The organism is Streptomyces sp. NPDC096012 (genome assembly GCF_040426375.1).
GTDB lineage: Bacteria > Actinomycetota > Actinomycetes > Streptomycetales > Streptomycetaceae > Streptomyces.
The window spans coordinates 81427-96144 of record NZ_JBEOTD010000013.1; the positions used below are offsets into that span (position 1 = coordinate 81427).

At 71.9% G+C, this 14718-nt stretch carries 16 protein-coding genes; 6 read left to right on the forward strand and 10 right to left on the reverse strand.

Annotated elements, in window-relative coordinates; genetic code table 11:
- The first annotated feature begins 16 nt into the window (after nucleotides 1-16).
- The 3 genes from ureG (at nucleotide 17) to ABVB68_RS15645 (ending at nucleotide 3185) form a co-directional block, all read left to right on the forward strand.
- A complete protein-coding gene (ureG, locus tag ABVB68_RS15635) occupies nucleotides 17-694 on the forward strand; it encodes an urease accessory protein UreG (protein WP_353601618.1) in 678 nt (225 codons plus the stop codon).
- Nucleotides 682-1452 carry an urease accessory protein UreD gene (locus tag ABVB68_RS15640; protein WP_353601619.1) on the forward strand — a complete coding sequence of 257 codons (771 nt, stop codon included), beginning with the start codon at nucleotides 682-684 and terminating at the stop codon, nucleotides 1450-1452. Before ureG ends, ABVB68_RS15640 begins: the two co-directional genes overlap by 13 nt.
- Before the next feature lie 137 nt (nucleotides 1453-1589).
- Nucleotides 1590-3185, forward strand: coding sequence for an alpha/beta hydrolase (locus ABVB68_RS15645; RefSeq protein ID WP_353601620.1), 1596 nt, complete (start codon nucleotides 1590-1592; stop codon nucleotides 3183-3185).
- A gap of 181 nt (nucleotides 3186-3366) precedes the next feature.
- Here ABVB68_RS15645 and ABVB68_RS15650 read toward each other — a convergent pair whose 3' ends face one another.
- Nucleotides 3367-4392 (reverse strand): NAD-dependent epimerase/dehydratase family protein, encoded by a 1026-nt coding sequence (locus tag ABVB68_RS15650; RefSeq protein WP_353601621.1) that lies wholly within the window; start codon nucleotides 4390-4392, stop codon nucleotides 3367-3369.
- A 62-nt stretch (nucleotides 4393-4454) separates the two neighbouring features.
- Entirely contained in the window at nucleotides 4455-5180 is a 726-nt protein-coding gene (locus tag ABVB68_RS15655; RefSeq protein ID WP_353601622.1) for a lysophospholipid acyltransferase family protein, read from the reverse strand.
- Between the two features lie 231 nt (nucleotides 5181-5411).
- Between ABVB68_RS15655 and ABVB68_RS15660 the strand changes: the two genes are divergently transcribed.
- Both ABVB68_RS15660 and ABVB68_RS15665 read left to right on the forward strand, forming a co-directional pair.
- Entirely contained in the window at nucleotides 5412-5810 is a 399-nt protein-coding gene (locus ABVB68_RS15660) for a DUF6153 family protein (RefSeq protein WP_353601624.1), read from the forward strand.
- 99 nt (nucleotides 5811-5909) lie between these two features.
- The gene (locus ABVB68_RS15665) at nucleotides 5910-6536 is read left to right on the forward strand and encodes a DUF305 domain-containing protein (RefSeq protein ID WP_353601625.1); all 627 of its coding nucleotides are present in this window, start codon (nucleotides 5910-5912) and stop codon (nucleotides 6534-6536) included.
- Between the two features lie 180 nt (nucleotides 6537-6716).
- Here the strand turns inward: ABVB68_RS15665 and rocD are convergent, their stop codons facing one another.
- From rocD to ABVB68_RS15680, 3 genes are all read right to left on the reverse strand, one after another.
- A complete protein-coding gene (gene rocD / locus ABVB68_RS15670) occupies nucleotides 6717-7934 on the reverse strand; it encodes an ornithine--oxo-acid transaminase (RefSeq protein ID WP_353601626.1) in 1218 nt (405 codons plus the stop codon).
- Nucleotides 7934-8743, reverse strand: coding sequence for a dimethylargininase (gene ddaH / locus ABVB68_RS15675; RefSeq protein WP_353601627.1), 810 nt, complete (start codon nucleotides 8741-8743; stop codon nucleotides 7934-7936). Before ddaH ends, rocD begins: the two co-directional genes overlap by 1 nt.
- A 390-nt stretch (nucleotides 8744-9133) precedes the next feature.
- Entirely contained in the window at nucleotides 9134-10012 is an 879-nt protein-coding gene (locus tag ABVB68_RS15680) for an alpha/beta fold hydrolase (protein WP_353601628.1), read from the reverse strand.
- A 109-nt stretch (nucleotides 10013-10121) separates the two neighbouring features.
- On the opposite strand from ABVB68_RS15680, the gene ABVB68_RS15685 reads away from it, so the two are divergent.
- Nucleotides 10122-10559, forward strand: coding sequence for a MarR family winged helix-turn-helix transcriptional regulator (locus ABVB68_RS15685; protein WP_353601701.1), 438 nt, complete (start codon nucleotides 10122-10124; stop codon nucleotides 10557-10559).
- Between the two features lie 179 nt (nucleotides 10560-10738).
- On the opposite strand, the gene ABVB68_RS15690 is transcribed toward ABVB68_RS15685, so the two are convergent.
- The 5 genes from ABVB68_RS15690 to ABVB68_RS15710 all read right to left on the reverse strand — a co-directional run bounded on the left by ABVB68_RS15690 (nucleotide 10739) and on the right by ABVB68_RS15710 (nucleotide 14715).
- Nucleotides 10739-11224, reverse strand: coding sequence for an Lrp/AsnC family transcriptional regulator (locus tag ABVB68_RS15690; RefSeq protein WP_353601629.1), 486 nt, complete (start codon nucleotides 11222-11224; stop codon nucleotides 10739-10741).
- 35 nt (nucleotides 11225-11259) lie between these two features.
- Entirely contained in the window at nucleotides 11260-11427 is a 168-nt protein-coding gene (locus ABVB68_RS15695; protein ID WP_353601630.1) for a hypothetical protein, read from the reverse strand.
- A gap of 70 nt (nucleotides 11428-11497) precedes the next feature.
- Complete coding sequence (locus ABVB68_RS15700; RefSeq protein WP_353601631.1) at nucleotides 11498-12448, reverse strand: cytochrome c oxidase assembly protein; 951 nt, start codon at nucleotides 12446-12448, stop codon at nucleotides 11498-11500.
- A 183-nt stretch (nucleotides 12449-12631) separates the two neighbouring features.
- Nucleotides 12632-13657 (reverse strand): 6-phosphofructokinase, encoded by a 1026-nt coding sequence (locus ABVB68_RS15705; RefSeq protein ID WP_353601632.1) that lies wholly within the window; start codon nucleotides 13655-13657, stop codon nucleotides 12632-12634.
- A gap of 329 nt (nucleotides 13658-13986) precedes the next feature.
- Complete coding sequence (locus ABVB68_RS15710) at nucleotides 13987-14715, reverse strand: type 1 glutamine amidotransferase (RefSeq protein WP_353601633.1); 729 nt, start codon at nucleotides 14713-14715, stop codon at nucleotides 13987-13989.
- Nucleotides 14716-14718 lie beyond the last annotated feature (3 nt).

Here is a 14718-nt window from a genome sequence, read left to right on the forward strand (position 1 = left end):
GCTCAAGGAGCCGTACATGCACCTCGACCACACCCACCCCGGCCCCGCCGCCCTCGGTGCGGACGCCCACCGGCCCGACGGAACCCGGCGCGCCCTGCGCATCGGGCTCGGCGGGCCGGTCGGATCGGGCAAGACCGCCACCGTCGCCGCGCTCTGCCGGGCGCTGCGCGCACAGCTGTCCCTCGCGGTCGTCACCAATGACATCTACACCCGTGAGGACGCCGAGTTCCTGCTCAGGGAGGCCGTGCTGCCGCCCGAGCGGATCACCGCCGTGGAGACCGGTGCGTGCCCGCACACCGCCATCCGCGACGACATCTCCGCCAACCTCGAAGCCGTCGAGGACCTGGAGGACGCCGTCGGTCCGCTGGACCTCATTCTCGTCGAGTCCGGCGGCGACAACCTCACCGCGACCTTCTCCAAGGGGCTCGTGGACGCGCAGATCTTCGTGATCGACGTGGCCGGCGGCGACGACATCCCGCGCAAGGGCGGCCCCGGTGTCACCACCGCCGACCTGCTCGTCGTCAACAAGACCGACCTCGCGCCGCACGTCGGCTCCGACCTCGCCCGGATGGCCGCCGACGCCAAGGCGCAGCGGGCCGAACTCCCCGTGGTCTTCCAGTCGTTGCGCGGGACCACCGGAGTCGCCGACGTGGCCGCCTGGGTCCGGGAGCGGCTCGCCGCGTGGACCGCGTGACGGCCACCGGGGTCCGGGCGGGCGCACGGATCGTCGCCCGGACCGACGGCCGCGGCGGTACGGCACTGCCCGTGCTGGACGGCGAGGGCCCGCTGGCGCTGCGCCGCACCCGGGCCACCGGGACCGAGGCGAAGGTCATGGTCGTCGGCGCGATGAGCGGCCCGCTCGGCGGTGACGCCTTCACCCTGACCGCGCGGGTGGAGGAAGGCGCCCGTCTGCACGTGGGGTCGGCCGCCGCCACCATCGCGCTGCCCGGCCAGACCAAGGGCGCGGCCCGCTACGACGTGCGGCTCGAGGTGGCCGACGGCGCCGAACTGCACTGGCTGCCCGAACAGCTCATCTCGGCCGGCGGCAGCGACCTGTACGTCACCACGCGCGCCGAACTCGCCGCCGGGGCCCGGCTCGTGCTGCGCGAGGAGCAGGTGCTCGGGCGCGCGGGCGAGGAGCCCGGGCGGCTCACCAGCCGGCTGACCGTACGCGTGGCGGGCCGTACCGTGCTGGATCAGGAGCTGGCCTGCGGGCCCGGCGCACCGGGCGGCTGGGACGGCCCCGCCGTGCTCGCCGGGTACCGCGCGGTGGGTCAACTCGTCGTGGCCGGACCCGAGTTCGCGCAGCGGCCCGTTGCCGCCCGGATGCTGGGGGAGTGCGCCGCGCTGGTGCCGCTGGCCGGGCCCGCCGCCCTGGTGAGCGCGGTGGCCCCCGACGCGCTGCGGCTGCGGCGACTGCTGGACGAGGCACGGGCACTGCTCGGCAGGTGAGTGCCGCCCGCTGAGCAGGACGTGATCGTCCGGTTATCGGATTGGTAAAGATGGGTGGCAACCCCTGTTCTCAGACGGCTCACAGCCGGGAGGATCCCCGCCTGACCATCTTGCAGCGAGGTACGGGGAGGGCCCTCTTGAGGGAGAACAGACCGAAGAGCCGCCTGCTGGCGATCAGTTCGGCCGGCGCACTGGTCACCGCGACCCTGATCGCCGGCGCGGTCTCGGCTCCCGCGGCCGGTGCCGCGGACCGGCCCGGTCACGACCGGGAGGCCGCGGGCGCCCGGACGGCCGCTGCCCGGGCCGCCGAGGCCGGGATCCACTGGCAGGACTGCCCGTCCGACTGGGGGCTGGCCAAGCCCATCCAGTGCGGCTGGGTCAGCGTGCCGGTCGACTACGCCCACCCCTACGGCAAGCAGATCAAGCTCGCCGTGGACCGCATCGGCAACACCGGCACCCAGAAGGAGCGCCAGGGCGCCCTCGTCTACAACCCCGGCGGCCCCGGCGGCTCCGGCCTGCGCTTCCCGACCCGGGTCACCAACAAGAACGCCGTCTGGGCGAACGTCGCCAAGGCCTACGACTTCGTCGGCTTCGACCCGCGCGGTGTCGGCCACTCGGCGCCCATCTCCTGCGTCGACCCCCAGGAGTTCGTCAAGGCGCCCAAGGCCGACCCCGTGCCGGACAGCGAGGCCGACAAGCGCGCCCAGCGCAAGCTCGCCCGCGAGTACGCAGAGGGCTGCGCCGAGCGCAGCGGCGCCATGCTGCCGCACATGACCACGCCGAACACCGCGCGCGACCTGGACGTCATCCGCGCCGCGCTGGGCGAGAAGAAGCTCAACTACCTCGGCGTCTCCTACGGCACCTACCTCGGGGCCGTCTACGGCACCCTCTTCCCCGGCCACCTGCGCCGCATGATCGTCGACAGCGTGGTCAACCCCTCCCGCGAGAACATCTGGTACCAGGCCAACCTGGACCAGGACGTCGCCTTCGAGGGCCGCTGGAAGGACTGGGAGGACTGGGTCGCCGCGAACGACGCCGCCTTCCACCTCGGCACCACGCGCGCCGCCGTCCAGGCCAAGTGGCTCCAGCTGCGCGCCACCGCCAAGCAGCACCCGCTCGGCGGGGTCGTCGGCCCGGCCGAGCTGATCTCCTTCTTCCAGAGCGCGCCGTACTACGACTCCTCGTGGGTGCCGGTCGCGTCCGTCTTCAGCAAGTACTACGCCGGTGACACCCAGGCGCTCGTCGACGCGGCCTCCCCCGACCTGTCGGACACCGCGGGCAACATCGCCTCGGAGAACGGCAACGCGGTCTACACGGCCGTGGAGTGCACCGACGCCAAGTGGCCCACCAGCTGGCGCACGTGGGACCGGGACAACACCCGCCTCAACCGGGACCACCCGTTCATGACCTGGGCCAACGCCTGGATGAACCTTCCGTGTGCCACCTGGCCGGCCAAGCAGCGCACCCCGGTCGAGGTCCGCACCCACAAGGGCCTGCCCCAGGTGCTGATCGTGCAGTCCACCCGCGACGCGGCCACCCCCTACCCGGGCGCCGTCGAACTGCACAAACGCTTCAAGGGATCCCGCCTGATCACCGAGCGGGACGCCGGGTCCCACGGGGTGACCGGCCTGGTCAACCCCTGCATCAACCAGCGCGTCGACGCCTACCTGCTCGACGGGAGGCTGGACGGCAAGGACGTGACCTGCGCGCCGCACGCCACGCCCAAGCCGTAACCCACCGGTACGCGGACGAGGGGCGGCCGGAACTCCCGGCCGCCCCTCGCCCGTACCCGCTGTGCGCTCGCGCGTACTTGCTGCTTGCTCGCGCCCGCCCCCTCGCGCGTACTTGCTGCTTGCTCGCGCCCGCCCCCGAGCTCGCACCAGTTCCTCGCCGCTGATGCGGGACCTCCGTGGCTCACGCGCGGAGCCAGGCGTCCTCCGCCGCGTAGTCGAACAGGTCCCCGTAGGCCTGGAGCATCTTCGGGTACGCCGAACGCCAGTCCTGTCCGGCGAGCCGGCGCTCGATGGAGGCGACGGTCCGGGGCAGTGAGCCGGCGTACCCGACCACCGGGCGGTACCCCAGCTCGCGCTCCGCCGCGGCCATGTCGAGCACGACCGGGTGCGGCACCGACCACGGCGTCTCGCCCACCCCCTGCGCCGGGGCGGGCCCGTCCACCAGGACCGTCTCGTTCTCCACGCCCATCACGGCGTCGATCGCCGCGGCGATCTCGGCGACCGTGGGCGCCTCGGGGTCGCAGGCGTTCAGCACCCGCGAGCCCGGCCGGGTCGCCGCCAGGCGGACCATCTCGGCGATGTTGAGCGCACTCGCCGGATGGAACCGGCTCCTCCCGCCGTAAGCGAGCACCCGCCTGCCCCGCCCGTCCAGGTTCCGTTTGACGAAGTACAGCTCGCGAGGGCTGCGGCAGTGCGGCCCGTGGATCGCGCCGGCCCGCAGCAGCGTGGTCGGCAACCGGTCGCCCGCCGCGAGGAGTTCGCCCTCCAGGGCGGCCTTGCGGGTGCTGTAGGTGGCCTCGCCGGCGGCCACCGTCGGATGGGTCTCCGGCGTGGGCACCGGGTACCGGGGGAAACCGTCCGGCTGATCCTGGGTGTCGAAGCCGCGGCCCTCGCCGTCCTCGTACACCGACACGCTGGAGATCACCACGGCCGAACCGACCCGGTCGGCGAGGGAGATCAACTGCCGGGCGTGCGCGGCGCCGTAGGCGACGATGTCGACCAGCACGTCGCACCCGTCGCCGACCACCTCCGCCAGCGCCCGCCCGTCCTCCCGGTCGAGCCGTACCGCCCGCACCTCCTCGGGCCAGGTCCCGTCCCGGCCCCCGCCGTGCGAGGCGGCCGTCACCTCCCAGCCGTCCCGCGCCAGCGCCTCCACCACCGGACGCCCGATCTGCCCGGTCGCTCCGATCACCACAGCTCGTTTCATGACGCGACCGTACGGCCGGGGAGACCTCTCCCGCGACGGTCTTCTGCCGACGGCAGAGGCGGTCAGCCGAGCGGTGCCCGGGGGAACCTGCGCTCCCGCGCGCCCTTCTCCGCCGCCTGCCGCTCCTTGACGACCGCCGCGTACTCGTCGACGTACTCCTGTTCGGACAGCGTCAGGATCGCGTACATGATCTCGTCCGTGACGGCCCGCAGGACCGCCTTCTCGTTCTCCATCCCGGCAAAGCGCGAGAAGTCGAGCGCCTCGCCGAAGCGAATGGTGACCGGGCGGATCCGGGGGACGACCCTGCCCGGCGGCTGGGCCTCGAACGTGCCGATCATCGCGCAGGGCACCACCGGGACCCCGGCCTTCAGCGCCATCACCGCGACGCCCACCTTGCCCTTGTAGAGCCGGCCGTCGTGCGAACGGGTTCCCTCCGGATAGATGCCGAGCAGTTCGTCCCTGGCCAGTACCCCGAGGCCCTCGCGGATCGCGGCCTGGCCCGCGTCCTTGCCCGAGCGGTCCACCGGGATCTGCCCGGCGCTGCGGAAGAAGAACGCGGTGAGCCGCCCCTTCACGCCCGGTCCGGTGAAGTACTCGGCCTTGGCGAGGAAGGTGATACGGCGCTTCAGGATGGCCGGCATCAGGAAGTGGTCCGAGAACGACAGGTGGTTGCCGGCGACGATCGCGGCGCCCTCGGCGGGGACATGCTCCAGACCCTCGATCCGGGGCCGGAAGACCAGTCTGAGCAGGGGGCCGAGCAGCACGTACTTGAGCAGGTGGTAGAACAACGGGTCGCTCCTCATTCCGACGGATCGGCTCAACCGCCGCGTTCTAGCAGGTCAACCAGCGTGTTATGGGGGGTCAGTGTAGGTGCAGCGGCGCGCGCGTGGAACCTGGCCCGGCCGTATGGATGCCGGCGCACATGCTTTCCTGTCCGGCGGCCCGTTTCTCCCCGGCGCGCACATCGTGGTGCCACCCGCCGCCGGCCGCCCCGCTGTCCGTCTCGTACGATGTCCTCGATGCCCAGCAGCCGACCGACCGCCCCGCGCCCGCCCCAGCGGCGGCACCGCGCGGTGCTCGTACTGGCGGTGCTGGCCGGGCTGCTGGGGATGCACGCGCTGGCGCCCGGCGGGGGCCTGGGACACCCGGACCACACCCGTTCCGGGCATCCTGCCGTCGTCGTGAACATGATCGACGACTGTCCGGGTGGCGACGGCCACTGCGGTGGCCACGCGCACCACGCCGATCCCACCTGCGCCTCGGGCGCGGTGCCCGGCGGCCCGCAGCCGCCCGCGCTGCTCGCGGACCCGTCGACCGCTCCGGTACCGGCGCACCTGGCACGCTCCCGGGCGGTCGCGGCGCCCGAAGGGGCGCGCGCCCCGCCCTCGCTGGCCCAACTCCAACTCCTGCGGATCTAGAGGCCGTCGCGGCCCCGGGCCTTCTCCGCCAGCCGGCGGAGCGACCGGCGGTCGTGCCCACGCGTGCCCGACATCCCTCAACCCGGCAGGAGTTCCCGTATGACCACCCGTACCCTGACGCGCCGTGCCGCCCTGGCGGCGGTCACCGTGACGGCCGCCCTCGTCCTCTCCGCCTGCGGCGACGACGGGGCCGGCCACGACGGCCACACCGCCGCCCGCCACGGTGCCTCCGCGTCCGCCGCCTCCCACAACGCCCAGGACGTCGCCTTCGCCCAGGGCATGGTCCCGCACCACCGGCAGGCCGTGGAGATGGCGCGGCTCGCCGCCGACCGGGCCTCCTCGGCCCGCGTGAAGGACCTCGCCACCCGTATCGAGAAGGCCCAGGACCCCGAGATCCGCACCCTCAGCGGCTGGCTCGACGCCTGGGGCGAGCAGGCTCCCGGGGCCGGCATGGACCACTCGGGCCACGCCGGGATGCCGGGCATGCCGGGGGCGGCCGGGATGATGAGCGACGGTGACATGGCGGCCCTGAAGAAGGCCACCGGCAAGCGGTTCGACACCGCGTTCCTGTCCCTGATGGTCGAACACCACCGGGGCGCCGTCGAGATGGCCCGCACCGAACGGGACAAGGGCGCCTACGGCCCCGCCAAGCGGATGGCGGACGGCATCGTCACCGCCCAGAACGCCGAGATCAAGACGATGAACCAGCTCCTCGGCAGCGGCTGACGGAGCAGGCGGGGACCGGCGTCCCGGCGCCGGTACCCGCGTCTCGCCGGCCGCCGCCCGGGCAGGCGGGGGCCGGCGTCCAGTGCACCGGAACCGGTGTCGCGGTACCGGCGTCTCGGCAGCCGTCGCCCGGGTAGGCGGGGGCCGGCGTCCACGGCGCCGGCCCCCGCCCGCGGACGGTCAGGCCAGCACCTTCTCGAGCGCCGCGAGCGCGGAGTGCAGCTCCTCGGCCGTGATGGTCAGCGGGGGCGCCAGCCGGATCGTGGAGCCATGGGTGTCCTTGACCAGCACACCCTCCCGCATGAGCCGCTCGCTGATCTCGCGGCCGGTGCCGATCGCCGGGTCGACGTCGACCCCGGCCCACAGCCCGCGCGAGCGGAAAGCGAGCACACCCTTGCCGACCAGCCCGGCCAGCCCGTCGCGCAGCAGCACGCCCAGTTCGGCGGCCCGGCGCTGGAACTCGCCGGTCTCCAGCAGTTCGATCACGGCCGTGCCGACCGCGGCGGCGAGCGGGTTGCCGCCGAACGTCGAGCCGTGCTCACCCGGGTGCAGCACACCCAGCACCTCACGGCGGGCCACGACCGCCGACACCGGCACGATGCCGCCACCGAGCGCCTTGCCGAGCAGCAGCACGTCCGGGACGACGTCCTCGTGCTCGACGGCGAGGGTGCGGCCGGTGCGGCCGAGTCCCGACTGGATCTCGTCGGCGACGAACAGACAGCCCTTGCGCCGGGTCAGTTCGCGCACACCGGCGAGGTAGCCGTCGTCCGGGATGACCACGCCCGCCTCACCCTGGATGGGCTCGATCAGCACCGCGGCCGTCGTGTCGTCGACCGCCGCCTCCAGCGCGGCCAGGTCGTTGTACGGCACGATCCGGAAGCCGGGCGTGAACGGCCCGAAGCCCGCCCGGGCCGTCTCGTCGGTGGAGAAGCTGACGATGGTCGTCGTCCGGCCGTGGAAGTTCTCCGCGGCGACGACGATCGTCGCCCGGTCGGCCGGGACGCCCTTCACGTCGTACGCCCACTTGCGGGCCACCTTGACGCCGCTCTCCACCGCCTCCGCGCCGGTGTTCATCGGCAGGACCATGTCCAGGCCGGTCAGCCCCGCGAGCCGCTCCGCGAACCCGGCGAGCCGGTCGTTGTGGAAGGCGCGGGAGGTGAGCGTCAGCCGGTCCAGCTGGCGGTGCGCGGCCTTGATCAGCGCCGGATGCCGATGGCCGAAGTTGAGCGCCGAGTAGCCCGCGAGCATGTCGAGGTAGCGGTTGCCCTCGGCGTCCTCCACCCAGGTGCCCTCGGCGCGGGCCACCACCACGGGCAGCGGGTGGTAGTTGTGCGCGAGTACGGGTTCCTCCGCCCGGATCAGGTCGGCGGACGTACGCGTGCGCGCGGGTGCGGTCATCAGCGGATCTCCTGGGTGCAGCACTTGATGCCACCGCCGGCCTTGTGGAACTCCGACAGGTCGACGGGGACGGGGACATAACCGTGGTCGGCGAGGCGCTCGGCAAGGGCCTCGGCGCGGGGCGCGATGAAGACGTTACGGCCGTCGGACACCGAGTTCAGCCCGAACGTCATCGCGTCGTCCCGGGTGGCGAGCACCGCGTCCGGGTAGAGGCGCCGCAGCACCTCCCGGCTGCCCTGCGAGAAGGCCTCCGGGTAGTAGCAGATGTTGTCGTCGTCCAGCACGAACAGCGCCGTGTCCAGGTGGTAGAAGTACGGGTCCACCAGGGTCAGGCCGATCACCGGGTGGCCGAGGAACTCCTGCACCTCCCGGTGCGCCTCGCGGGTGGTGCGGAACCCGGTGCCCGCGAGCACGTACCGGCCCGTCCACACCAGGTCGCCCTCGCCCTCGGCCACCGACTCGGGGCGGTGGACGTCGTAGCCCGCGGCCTTGAACCAGGTGTCGTAGTGCAGCGACTCCGGGCGCCGCTCCGGCGCGTGGAAGAGGGAGCCGAAGACCCGGCCGCCCACGACGAACGCGGCGTTCGCGGCGAAGACCATGTCCGGCAGACCGGGGACCGGATCCAGCGACTCGACGGTGTGACCGTGGTCGCGATAGGCACGGATCAGCGACTGCCACTGCTCCTGGGCGAGATCCACGTCGATGGGCCGGTCGGGTTGCATCCAGGGGTTGATCGCGTACTGAACCGCGAAATGTCTGGGTTCACAGACGAGAAAGCGCCGGAGGCGCGGCACACGGCTCTCGGACACAGAGGGTTTCCTCCGTCTTCCTGTGCGTCACTGCGGGGTGAGACCACGGTAGGAAGCGAAGGAGACGGACGACAAGCGAGAAGAGCTGCGTGCATGCGCAGCATCGCTGCGTCGTGACGGCACAGGACGCAACGGAACTGCGCATGATCGGGGGCTAAGGGGCCGCGCGGATAGGCGCGGGTGGGGCTGGTCGCGGACGGGACGGGCACAGGTTCCGCGATCATGGAGTTGCGACCCTCTGTGATCATGGGAGACCTGTGCCTGCGCCGCCATCATGGCTGACCGATCATCACCGCCAGGAGTCTGATCCGCCGGGCCTGGACCACCCACCGCTGGGACACTCGTCCCCGGCACGGGCCGTGACCGGTCGCCTGCCTGCGCGGCAACGCATCACCACTGGCCCTCTGAGGCGTATATCTCCCGTAGGAAATCCAGGAGGATCCGGGTGAATTCCTCCGGCTGCTCCATGGTCGTGTAGTGGGCGGCACGGTCCAGCTGCGTGATGCGACCGTTGGGGACGGCGGCGATCAGGGCGGTGACGGTGTCGAGGCAACCGCGTGTGTCCAGGGCGCCGTTGATGGCCAGGACCGGGACGGTGATGTCCTTGGCGCGAGAGGCGACGTCTTCGACCGGAACGCAGTGGTTCGGCTCGTCCGGGGTGTGCTTCATGAGGGTGCGCATCGCCATCTCCCGTATGTGGCGCACGATCTCCGGATCGATGTCGTCGAGCGTGCGGGAGGGGCCCGGTACCCACCGGGCGAAGCTCTCCAGCCAGCCAGGGATGTCGCCGGCGGCGAGGGCGTCGACCCGGGCCGCCTGGTGCGCGGCAGACCACGGGTCGCCGAGGTCGGGTTCGCCGATGCCGCGGCCGCTGACGACGAGAGCCCGGACGAGGTCGGGGTACTCGATCGCGGTGTCGATGGCGATGAGCGCGCCCATCGAGACGCCGACCAGGGCTGCCGGAGTGCCGCAGTCGAGGTGCCGCATCAGCGCCGCGAGGTCGTCGGCCTGCCGGAAGGGCTTGCTCGCGTTCGCGGAGAAGCCGTGGCCTCGGGCGTCCGGGGCGATGACCCGGAAGCCTGCGGCGGCCAGGCCGGGGATCAGGTTCTCGAACTGGGTGTGGTCCGCGAAGCCGCTGTGGAGAAGTACCACCGGCCGGCCGTCGCGAGGGCCGGCGTCGCGATAGGCGAGCAGGCCGTCCTCCGATGCGAAGGTGTCGAACATGGGCGTGGAGGCGGTGGCCGGGGCAGAGATCGACGTCTCATTCATGACAACCAAGGTGTCATATCGCCGTTCAACATGGCAACCAAGGTGTCATCATGGTTCGGTGACCGAGAACGACCGCCTTCTCTCCCCCCAAGAGCTCCCGGAACGGCTGATGGAGGTCTTCGCCCTCATCGGGCCGCTCTACCGTCGCGTCCAGCGCAAGATCGATCTGGAGGCCGCCCAAGGACTCTCCGTCGGCGTACGCGCTGTGCTGGACCTGCTGCGCGAGCACGGGCCGATGACCGTCCCCCAGATGAGCCGAGCCCAGTCGCTGAGCCGCCAGTTCGTGCAGCGGATGGTCAACGACGCCGCCGCGAGGAAGCTCGTCGAGAGCATCCCGAACCCCGGGCATCAGCGTTCCTCGCTGATCCGGCTGACCGACGACGGCCACGCGACGATCACGGCCATCATCGCCCGCGAGCACGCCCTGCTGCGTCAGGCAGCCGGCGACCTCACCGACACGGACGTCACCGCCTGCGTTCGGGTGCTGGGTCGAATGCTGGCACTCTTCGGCGACGTCGACGTCTCGAACGCCGAGCCGCCCTGCTAGCCGGAGGGGCAGTCGGTCCGGATCGTCCCGGAGGGGAACCAGGGCGCCGGTCCCGCCGTCCAGCGGCGGCAGGTCGAGCGCACCGGCACGAGCATCACCGTCCGTGGTCCGACCCGGCGAGCCTGGACCGGCCACCGCATGGATATCCGTCCCCGACCGGTCGCCTGTCTGCGCGGCCTCTAAACCGGCGCGGCCTGAGTGGCGCCGGCTTCCGGGCTTTCCGGGAGGAGGTGGGACAGCACCATCACGCTGATCGTCTTCCGGATGAACGGTTCGGCGCGGATGCGCTCCAACACCTCCTCGAAGTGCTCCACGTCCCGCGCCCGCACGTGCAGCAGGGCGTCGGCGCCGCCGGTCACGGTCATGGCCGCCGTGATCTCCGGATGGTTGCGCACGACCTCCGCCAGGCGCCGCGGCGGGGCCGCGCCCTCGCAGTACACCTCGACGTACGCCTCCGTGCGCCAGCCGAGCGCCACGGGCTTCACCGTCGCCGTGAACCCGGTGATCACTCCGGTCTCCCGGAGCCGGTCCACGCGCCGCTTGACCGCCGTCGCGGACAGACCCACACCCGCGCCGATCTCGGCGAAGCTGGTCCGGGCGTTCGTCATCAGCGCCGTGATGATCTTGCGGTCGAGATCGTCGAACGAGGGCGTCCTGCTGTTCATGCGGGCACTGTAGCCAGCGGTACCCCCGCGCGGCCTCAGGACCGGGTGAGGACCGTGGCCAGTGTCAGCAGGCCGAGCACCACCCAGCCGAACCACAGCCAGCCGTTGCTGCCGAGCGCGACCGTGTAGGCGGTCACGACGACGAGCCCGCCGACCGTGAGTGCCCCCATCGTCTTGGTGGAACCGTTCGTGGAACCGGGCATCGCGACACCCTCCTCATGGTCCGTCCTCCACCATGGTGCCCCGACTCCCGCCCGGAGGGGATACGTCCGCCTAACCCCGGCGTGCGTTCAGCGAGGCGAGATAGGCGTTGTACGCCTCCAGCTCCTGGTCCCCGTCCCGGTCGGCGGCCCGGTCCTTGCGCTTGGCCTGCCGCTGCTCGGAGCCGTACCACTGGAACAGCAGGGCGATCAGCACCAGCACGGACGGGACCTCGCTGAACGCCCAGGCGATGCCGCCGGCGGCGTTCTGGTCGGACAGCGTGTCGATGGCGAGCGAGGCGGGCGGGTTCTTGAACGTCTCCACCATCGGCGTCGACGCCATCATCAGGGCGATGCCGAAGAACGCGTGGAACGGCATGCCCGCGAACAGCTCCAGCATCCGCATCAGGTACCCCGGCCGGTGCGGGCCCGGGTCCACACCGATGATCGGCCAGAAGAACACGACACCGACCGCGAGGAAGTGCACCATCATCCCGATGTGCCCGGTCCGCGAGCCCATCAGGAAGTCGAAGATCGGGGTGAAGTACAGGGCGTACAGACTCGCGATGAACAGCGGGATGGTGAACGCCGGGTGGGTGATCACCCGCATGTAGCGGCTGTGCAGCAGGGCCAGCAGCAGCTCGCGCGGCCCTTTGCGGCCCTTCCCGGCGGCCGGCAGCGCGCGCAGCGCCAGGGTGACGGGGGCGCCGAGCAGGATCAGGATCGGCGACAGCATGCTGATCACCATGTGCTGCACCATGTGCACGCTGAACATGACCATGCCGTAGTCGTTGAGCTTGGTGCACATCACCAGCGCGATGGTGAGCACGCCGACGACGTACGACACCGTACGGCCGGCCGGCCACGCGTCACCGCGCCGCCGCAGCCGGACGACGCCCCAGCCGTACAGGGCCAGCCCCGCCAGGCAGGCGACGAGGAAGAAAGGCTCGGTCGACCACTCGAGCCCTCGTCCCAGCGTGAACGGCGGCAGATCCATGGTCATGCCGTGCCCGCTGTGATCCATCCGCCGGCTCCTGATTCGTGGGGGTTGTGCGGTTTGTGTCCCGCCCAAGACTAGAGCCGACGCCGGTCACGCTCTCGACCGGGGTCGGCTCCACACGCCCCGCGGACGCACGGGGAACCGCGCGAGCGACCGCGCGACCCCCGCACCCGGCGACGAGACGCAAACCCCCCTGCGGCGGCTCCCCTAGAGCACGCACTCCGCCTCGTCGTACCGCTCGGACGGCACCGTCTTCAGCGTCTCCACGGCCTCCGCCAGCGACACCATCACGATGTCGGTCCCGCGCAACGCCGTCATCCGCCCGAACTCGCCCCGGTGCACGGCCTCCACCGCGTGCCAGCCGAAGCGCGTGGCGAGCACTCTGTCGTACGCCGTCGGCGTGCCGCCCCGCTGCACGTGGCCGAGGATCACCGGCCGCGCCTCCTTGCCGAGCCGCTGCTCCAGCTCGACGGAGAGCTGCCGGGCGATCCCCGCGAAGCGCTCGTGGCCGTAGACGTCCTTGCCGCCCTCGTCGAACTCCATGGAGCCGGGGCGCGGCTTGGCCCCCTCCGCCGCGACGACGATCGCGAACCGCTTGCCGGCCTCGAACCGCTCTCCGACCTTCCTGGTCAGCTCGTCGATGTCGAAGGGCCGCTCCGGCACCACGACGGCGTGGGCGCCGGCCGCCATACCGGAGTGCAGGGCGATCCAGCCGGTGTGGCGGCCCATGACCTCCACGATCAGGACGCGCTGGTGCGACTCGGCGGTGGTCTTCAGCCGGTCCAGGGCCTCCGTCGCCACGGTCACCGCGGTGTCGAAACCGAAGGTGACGTCGGTGACGGCGATGTCGTTGTCGATGGTCTTGGGGACGCCCACGATCGGCAGCCCGCTGTCCGACAGCAGCCGGGCCGCCTTCAGCGTGCCCTCGCCGCCGATCGGGATGATCGCGTCCAGACCCAGCTCCGCGACATGGCCCCTGGCCCGCTCCACCCCGTCGCGCAGATGCTCGGGGCGGACCCGGGAGGAGCCGAGGATGGTGCCGCCGCGTGCCAGGATGCCGCCCACGGCGTCCAGGTCGAGCTTCATGTAGTCGCACTCCAGGAGGCCCTTCCAGCCGTCCCGGAAACCGATGACCTCGTCACCGTGGTCGGCGACGGCACGGTGCACGACGGACCGGATGACGGCGTTCAGGCCGGGGCAGTCGCCGCCTGACGTGAGGACACCAATGCGCATAGCCCGAATACCTTCTCAACGTGGGCCGGAGGACCGGACCACGTTGTCCGGCGGATTCCCGGCCACCCTACCGGCGTGGCCGGGTGGCTCCGTAGCGGGCGTCCGCCTGCTGGACGCGCCCGCACATGTGAGCGGACGGCCCGTCAGGCGGGCCCGCGACGAACCTCCCACAGCGCGCTCGAGGATGCCTTCAGCGCTGCCTTCGGCGCTCCCGAAGGGACACACGCACACGGCCTGCCGCGCAGCAGCGCCTACACGGCCTGCCGCGCGACAGTGCCTACACGGGCTGCTGCGCAACGGTGCCTATGCAGGCTGCTGCGCAACAGTGCCTACGCAGGCTGCTGCGCAGCCGCGATGCGCTCGTCGCGGAGCGCCTCGTACCAGCGGTCGTCGATCGGCGGCAGCGCGTTGACGTCGAGCGCGAGCTTCAGCAGCAGGTCGGCGATCAGCGGGTTGCGGGCGAGGACCGGCCCGTGCATGTACGTACCGAACACGGTCCCGTTGTACGCGCCCTCCGTGCCGTCCCCGGTGCCGTTGCCCCGGCCGATGTGCGTCCGGGCGAACGGGCGGGCCGTGGCGCCGAGGTGGGTGACGCCCTGGTGGTTCTCGAAACCGGTCAGCTGGGGCAGGCCGAGCTGCGGGTCGATGTCGGCGAGGACGTCGCCGACGCACCGCTCGCCCTCCCCGCGCACCGACACCACGTCGAGCAGGCCGAGACCCGGCTCGCGCTGGCCGAGGTCGTTGATGAACTCGTGGCCGAGGATCTGGTAGCCGGCGCAGACCGAGAAGACGATGGCGCCGTTCTCCACCGCCCGCTGCAGATGCCCGTCACGGCGCAGCCGCTCGGCGGCCAGCCGCTGCGGACGGTCCTCGCCGCCGCCGATCAGGTAGATGTCGCCGGAGGTCGGGATCGGCTGGTCGCTGCGCACGTCCAGCCGGGCCACGTCCAGGCCGCGCTGCCGGGCCCGGCGCTCCACGACGAGGGCGTTGCCCTGGTCGCCGTAGGTGCTCAGCAGGTCCGGGTAGATCCACACCAGCCGCAGTTGGTTGTCGCTCATGAG

What these genes read in the sequence shown, in the direction of transcription:
- ABVB68_RS15660 (WP_353601624.1), top strand. Translation starts at nt 5,412, where the DNA reads ATGCCCAGCAGCCGACCGACCGCCCCGCGCCCGCCCCAGCGGCGGCAC.
- ABVB68_RS15685 (WP_353601701.1), top strand. Translation starts at nt 10,122, where the DNA reads ATGGAGGTCTTCGCCCTCATCGGGCCGCTCTACCGTCGCGTCCAGCGC.
- ABVB68_RS15710 (WP_353601633.1), bottom strand. Translation starts at nt 14,715, where the DNA reads ATGAGCGACAACCAACTGCGGCTGGTGTGGATCTACCCGGACCTGCTG.
- ABVB68_RS15705 (WP_353601632.1), bottom strand. Translation starts at nt 13,657, where the DNA reads ATGCGCATTGGTGTCCTCACGTCAGGCGGCGACTGCCCCGGCCTGAAC.
- ureG (WP_353601618.1), top strand. Translation starts at nt 17, where the DNA reads ATGCACCTCGACCACACCCACCCCGGCCCCGCCGCCCTCGGTGCGGAC.
- ABVB68_RS15680 (WP_353601628.1), bottom strand. Translation starts at nt 10,012, where the DNA reads ATGAATGAGACGTCGATCTCTGCCCCGGCCACCGCCTCCACGCCCATG.
- ABVB68_RS15700 (WP_353601631.1), bottom strand. Translation starts at nt 12,448, where the DNA reads ATGGATCACAGCGGGCACGGCATGACCATGGATCTGCCGCCGTTCACG.
- ABVB68_RS15695 (WP_353601630.1), bottom strand. Translation starts at nt 11,427, where the DNA reads ATGCCCGGTTCCACGAACGGTTCCACCAAGACGATGGGGGCACTCACG.
- rocD (WP_353601626.1), bottom strand. Translation starts at nt 7,934, where the DNA reads ATGACCGCACCCGCGCGCACGCGTACGTCCGCCGACCTGATCCGGGCG.
- ABVB68_RS15665 (WP_353601625.1), top strand. Translation starts at nt 5,910, where the DNA reads ATGACCACCCGTACCCTGACGCGCCGTGCCGCCCTGGCGGCGGTCACC.
- ABVB68_RS15650 (WP_353601621.1), bottom strand. Translation starts at nt 4,392, where the DNA reads ATGAAACGAGCTGTGGTGATCGGAGCGACCGGGCAGATCGGGCGTCCG.
- ABVB68_RS15690 (WP_353601629.1), bottom strand. Translation starts at nt 11,224, where the DNA reads ATGAACAGCAGGACGCCCTCGTTCGACGATCTCGACCGCAAGATCATC.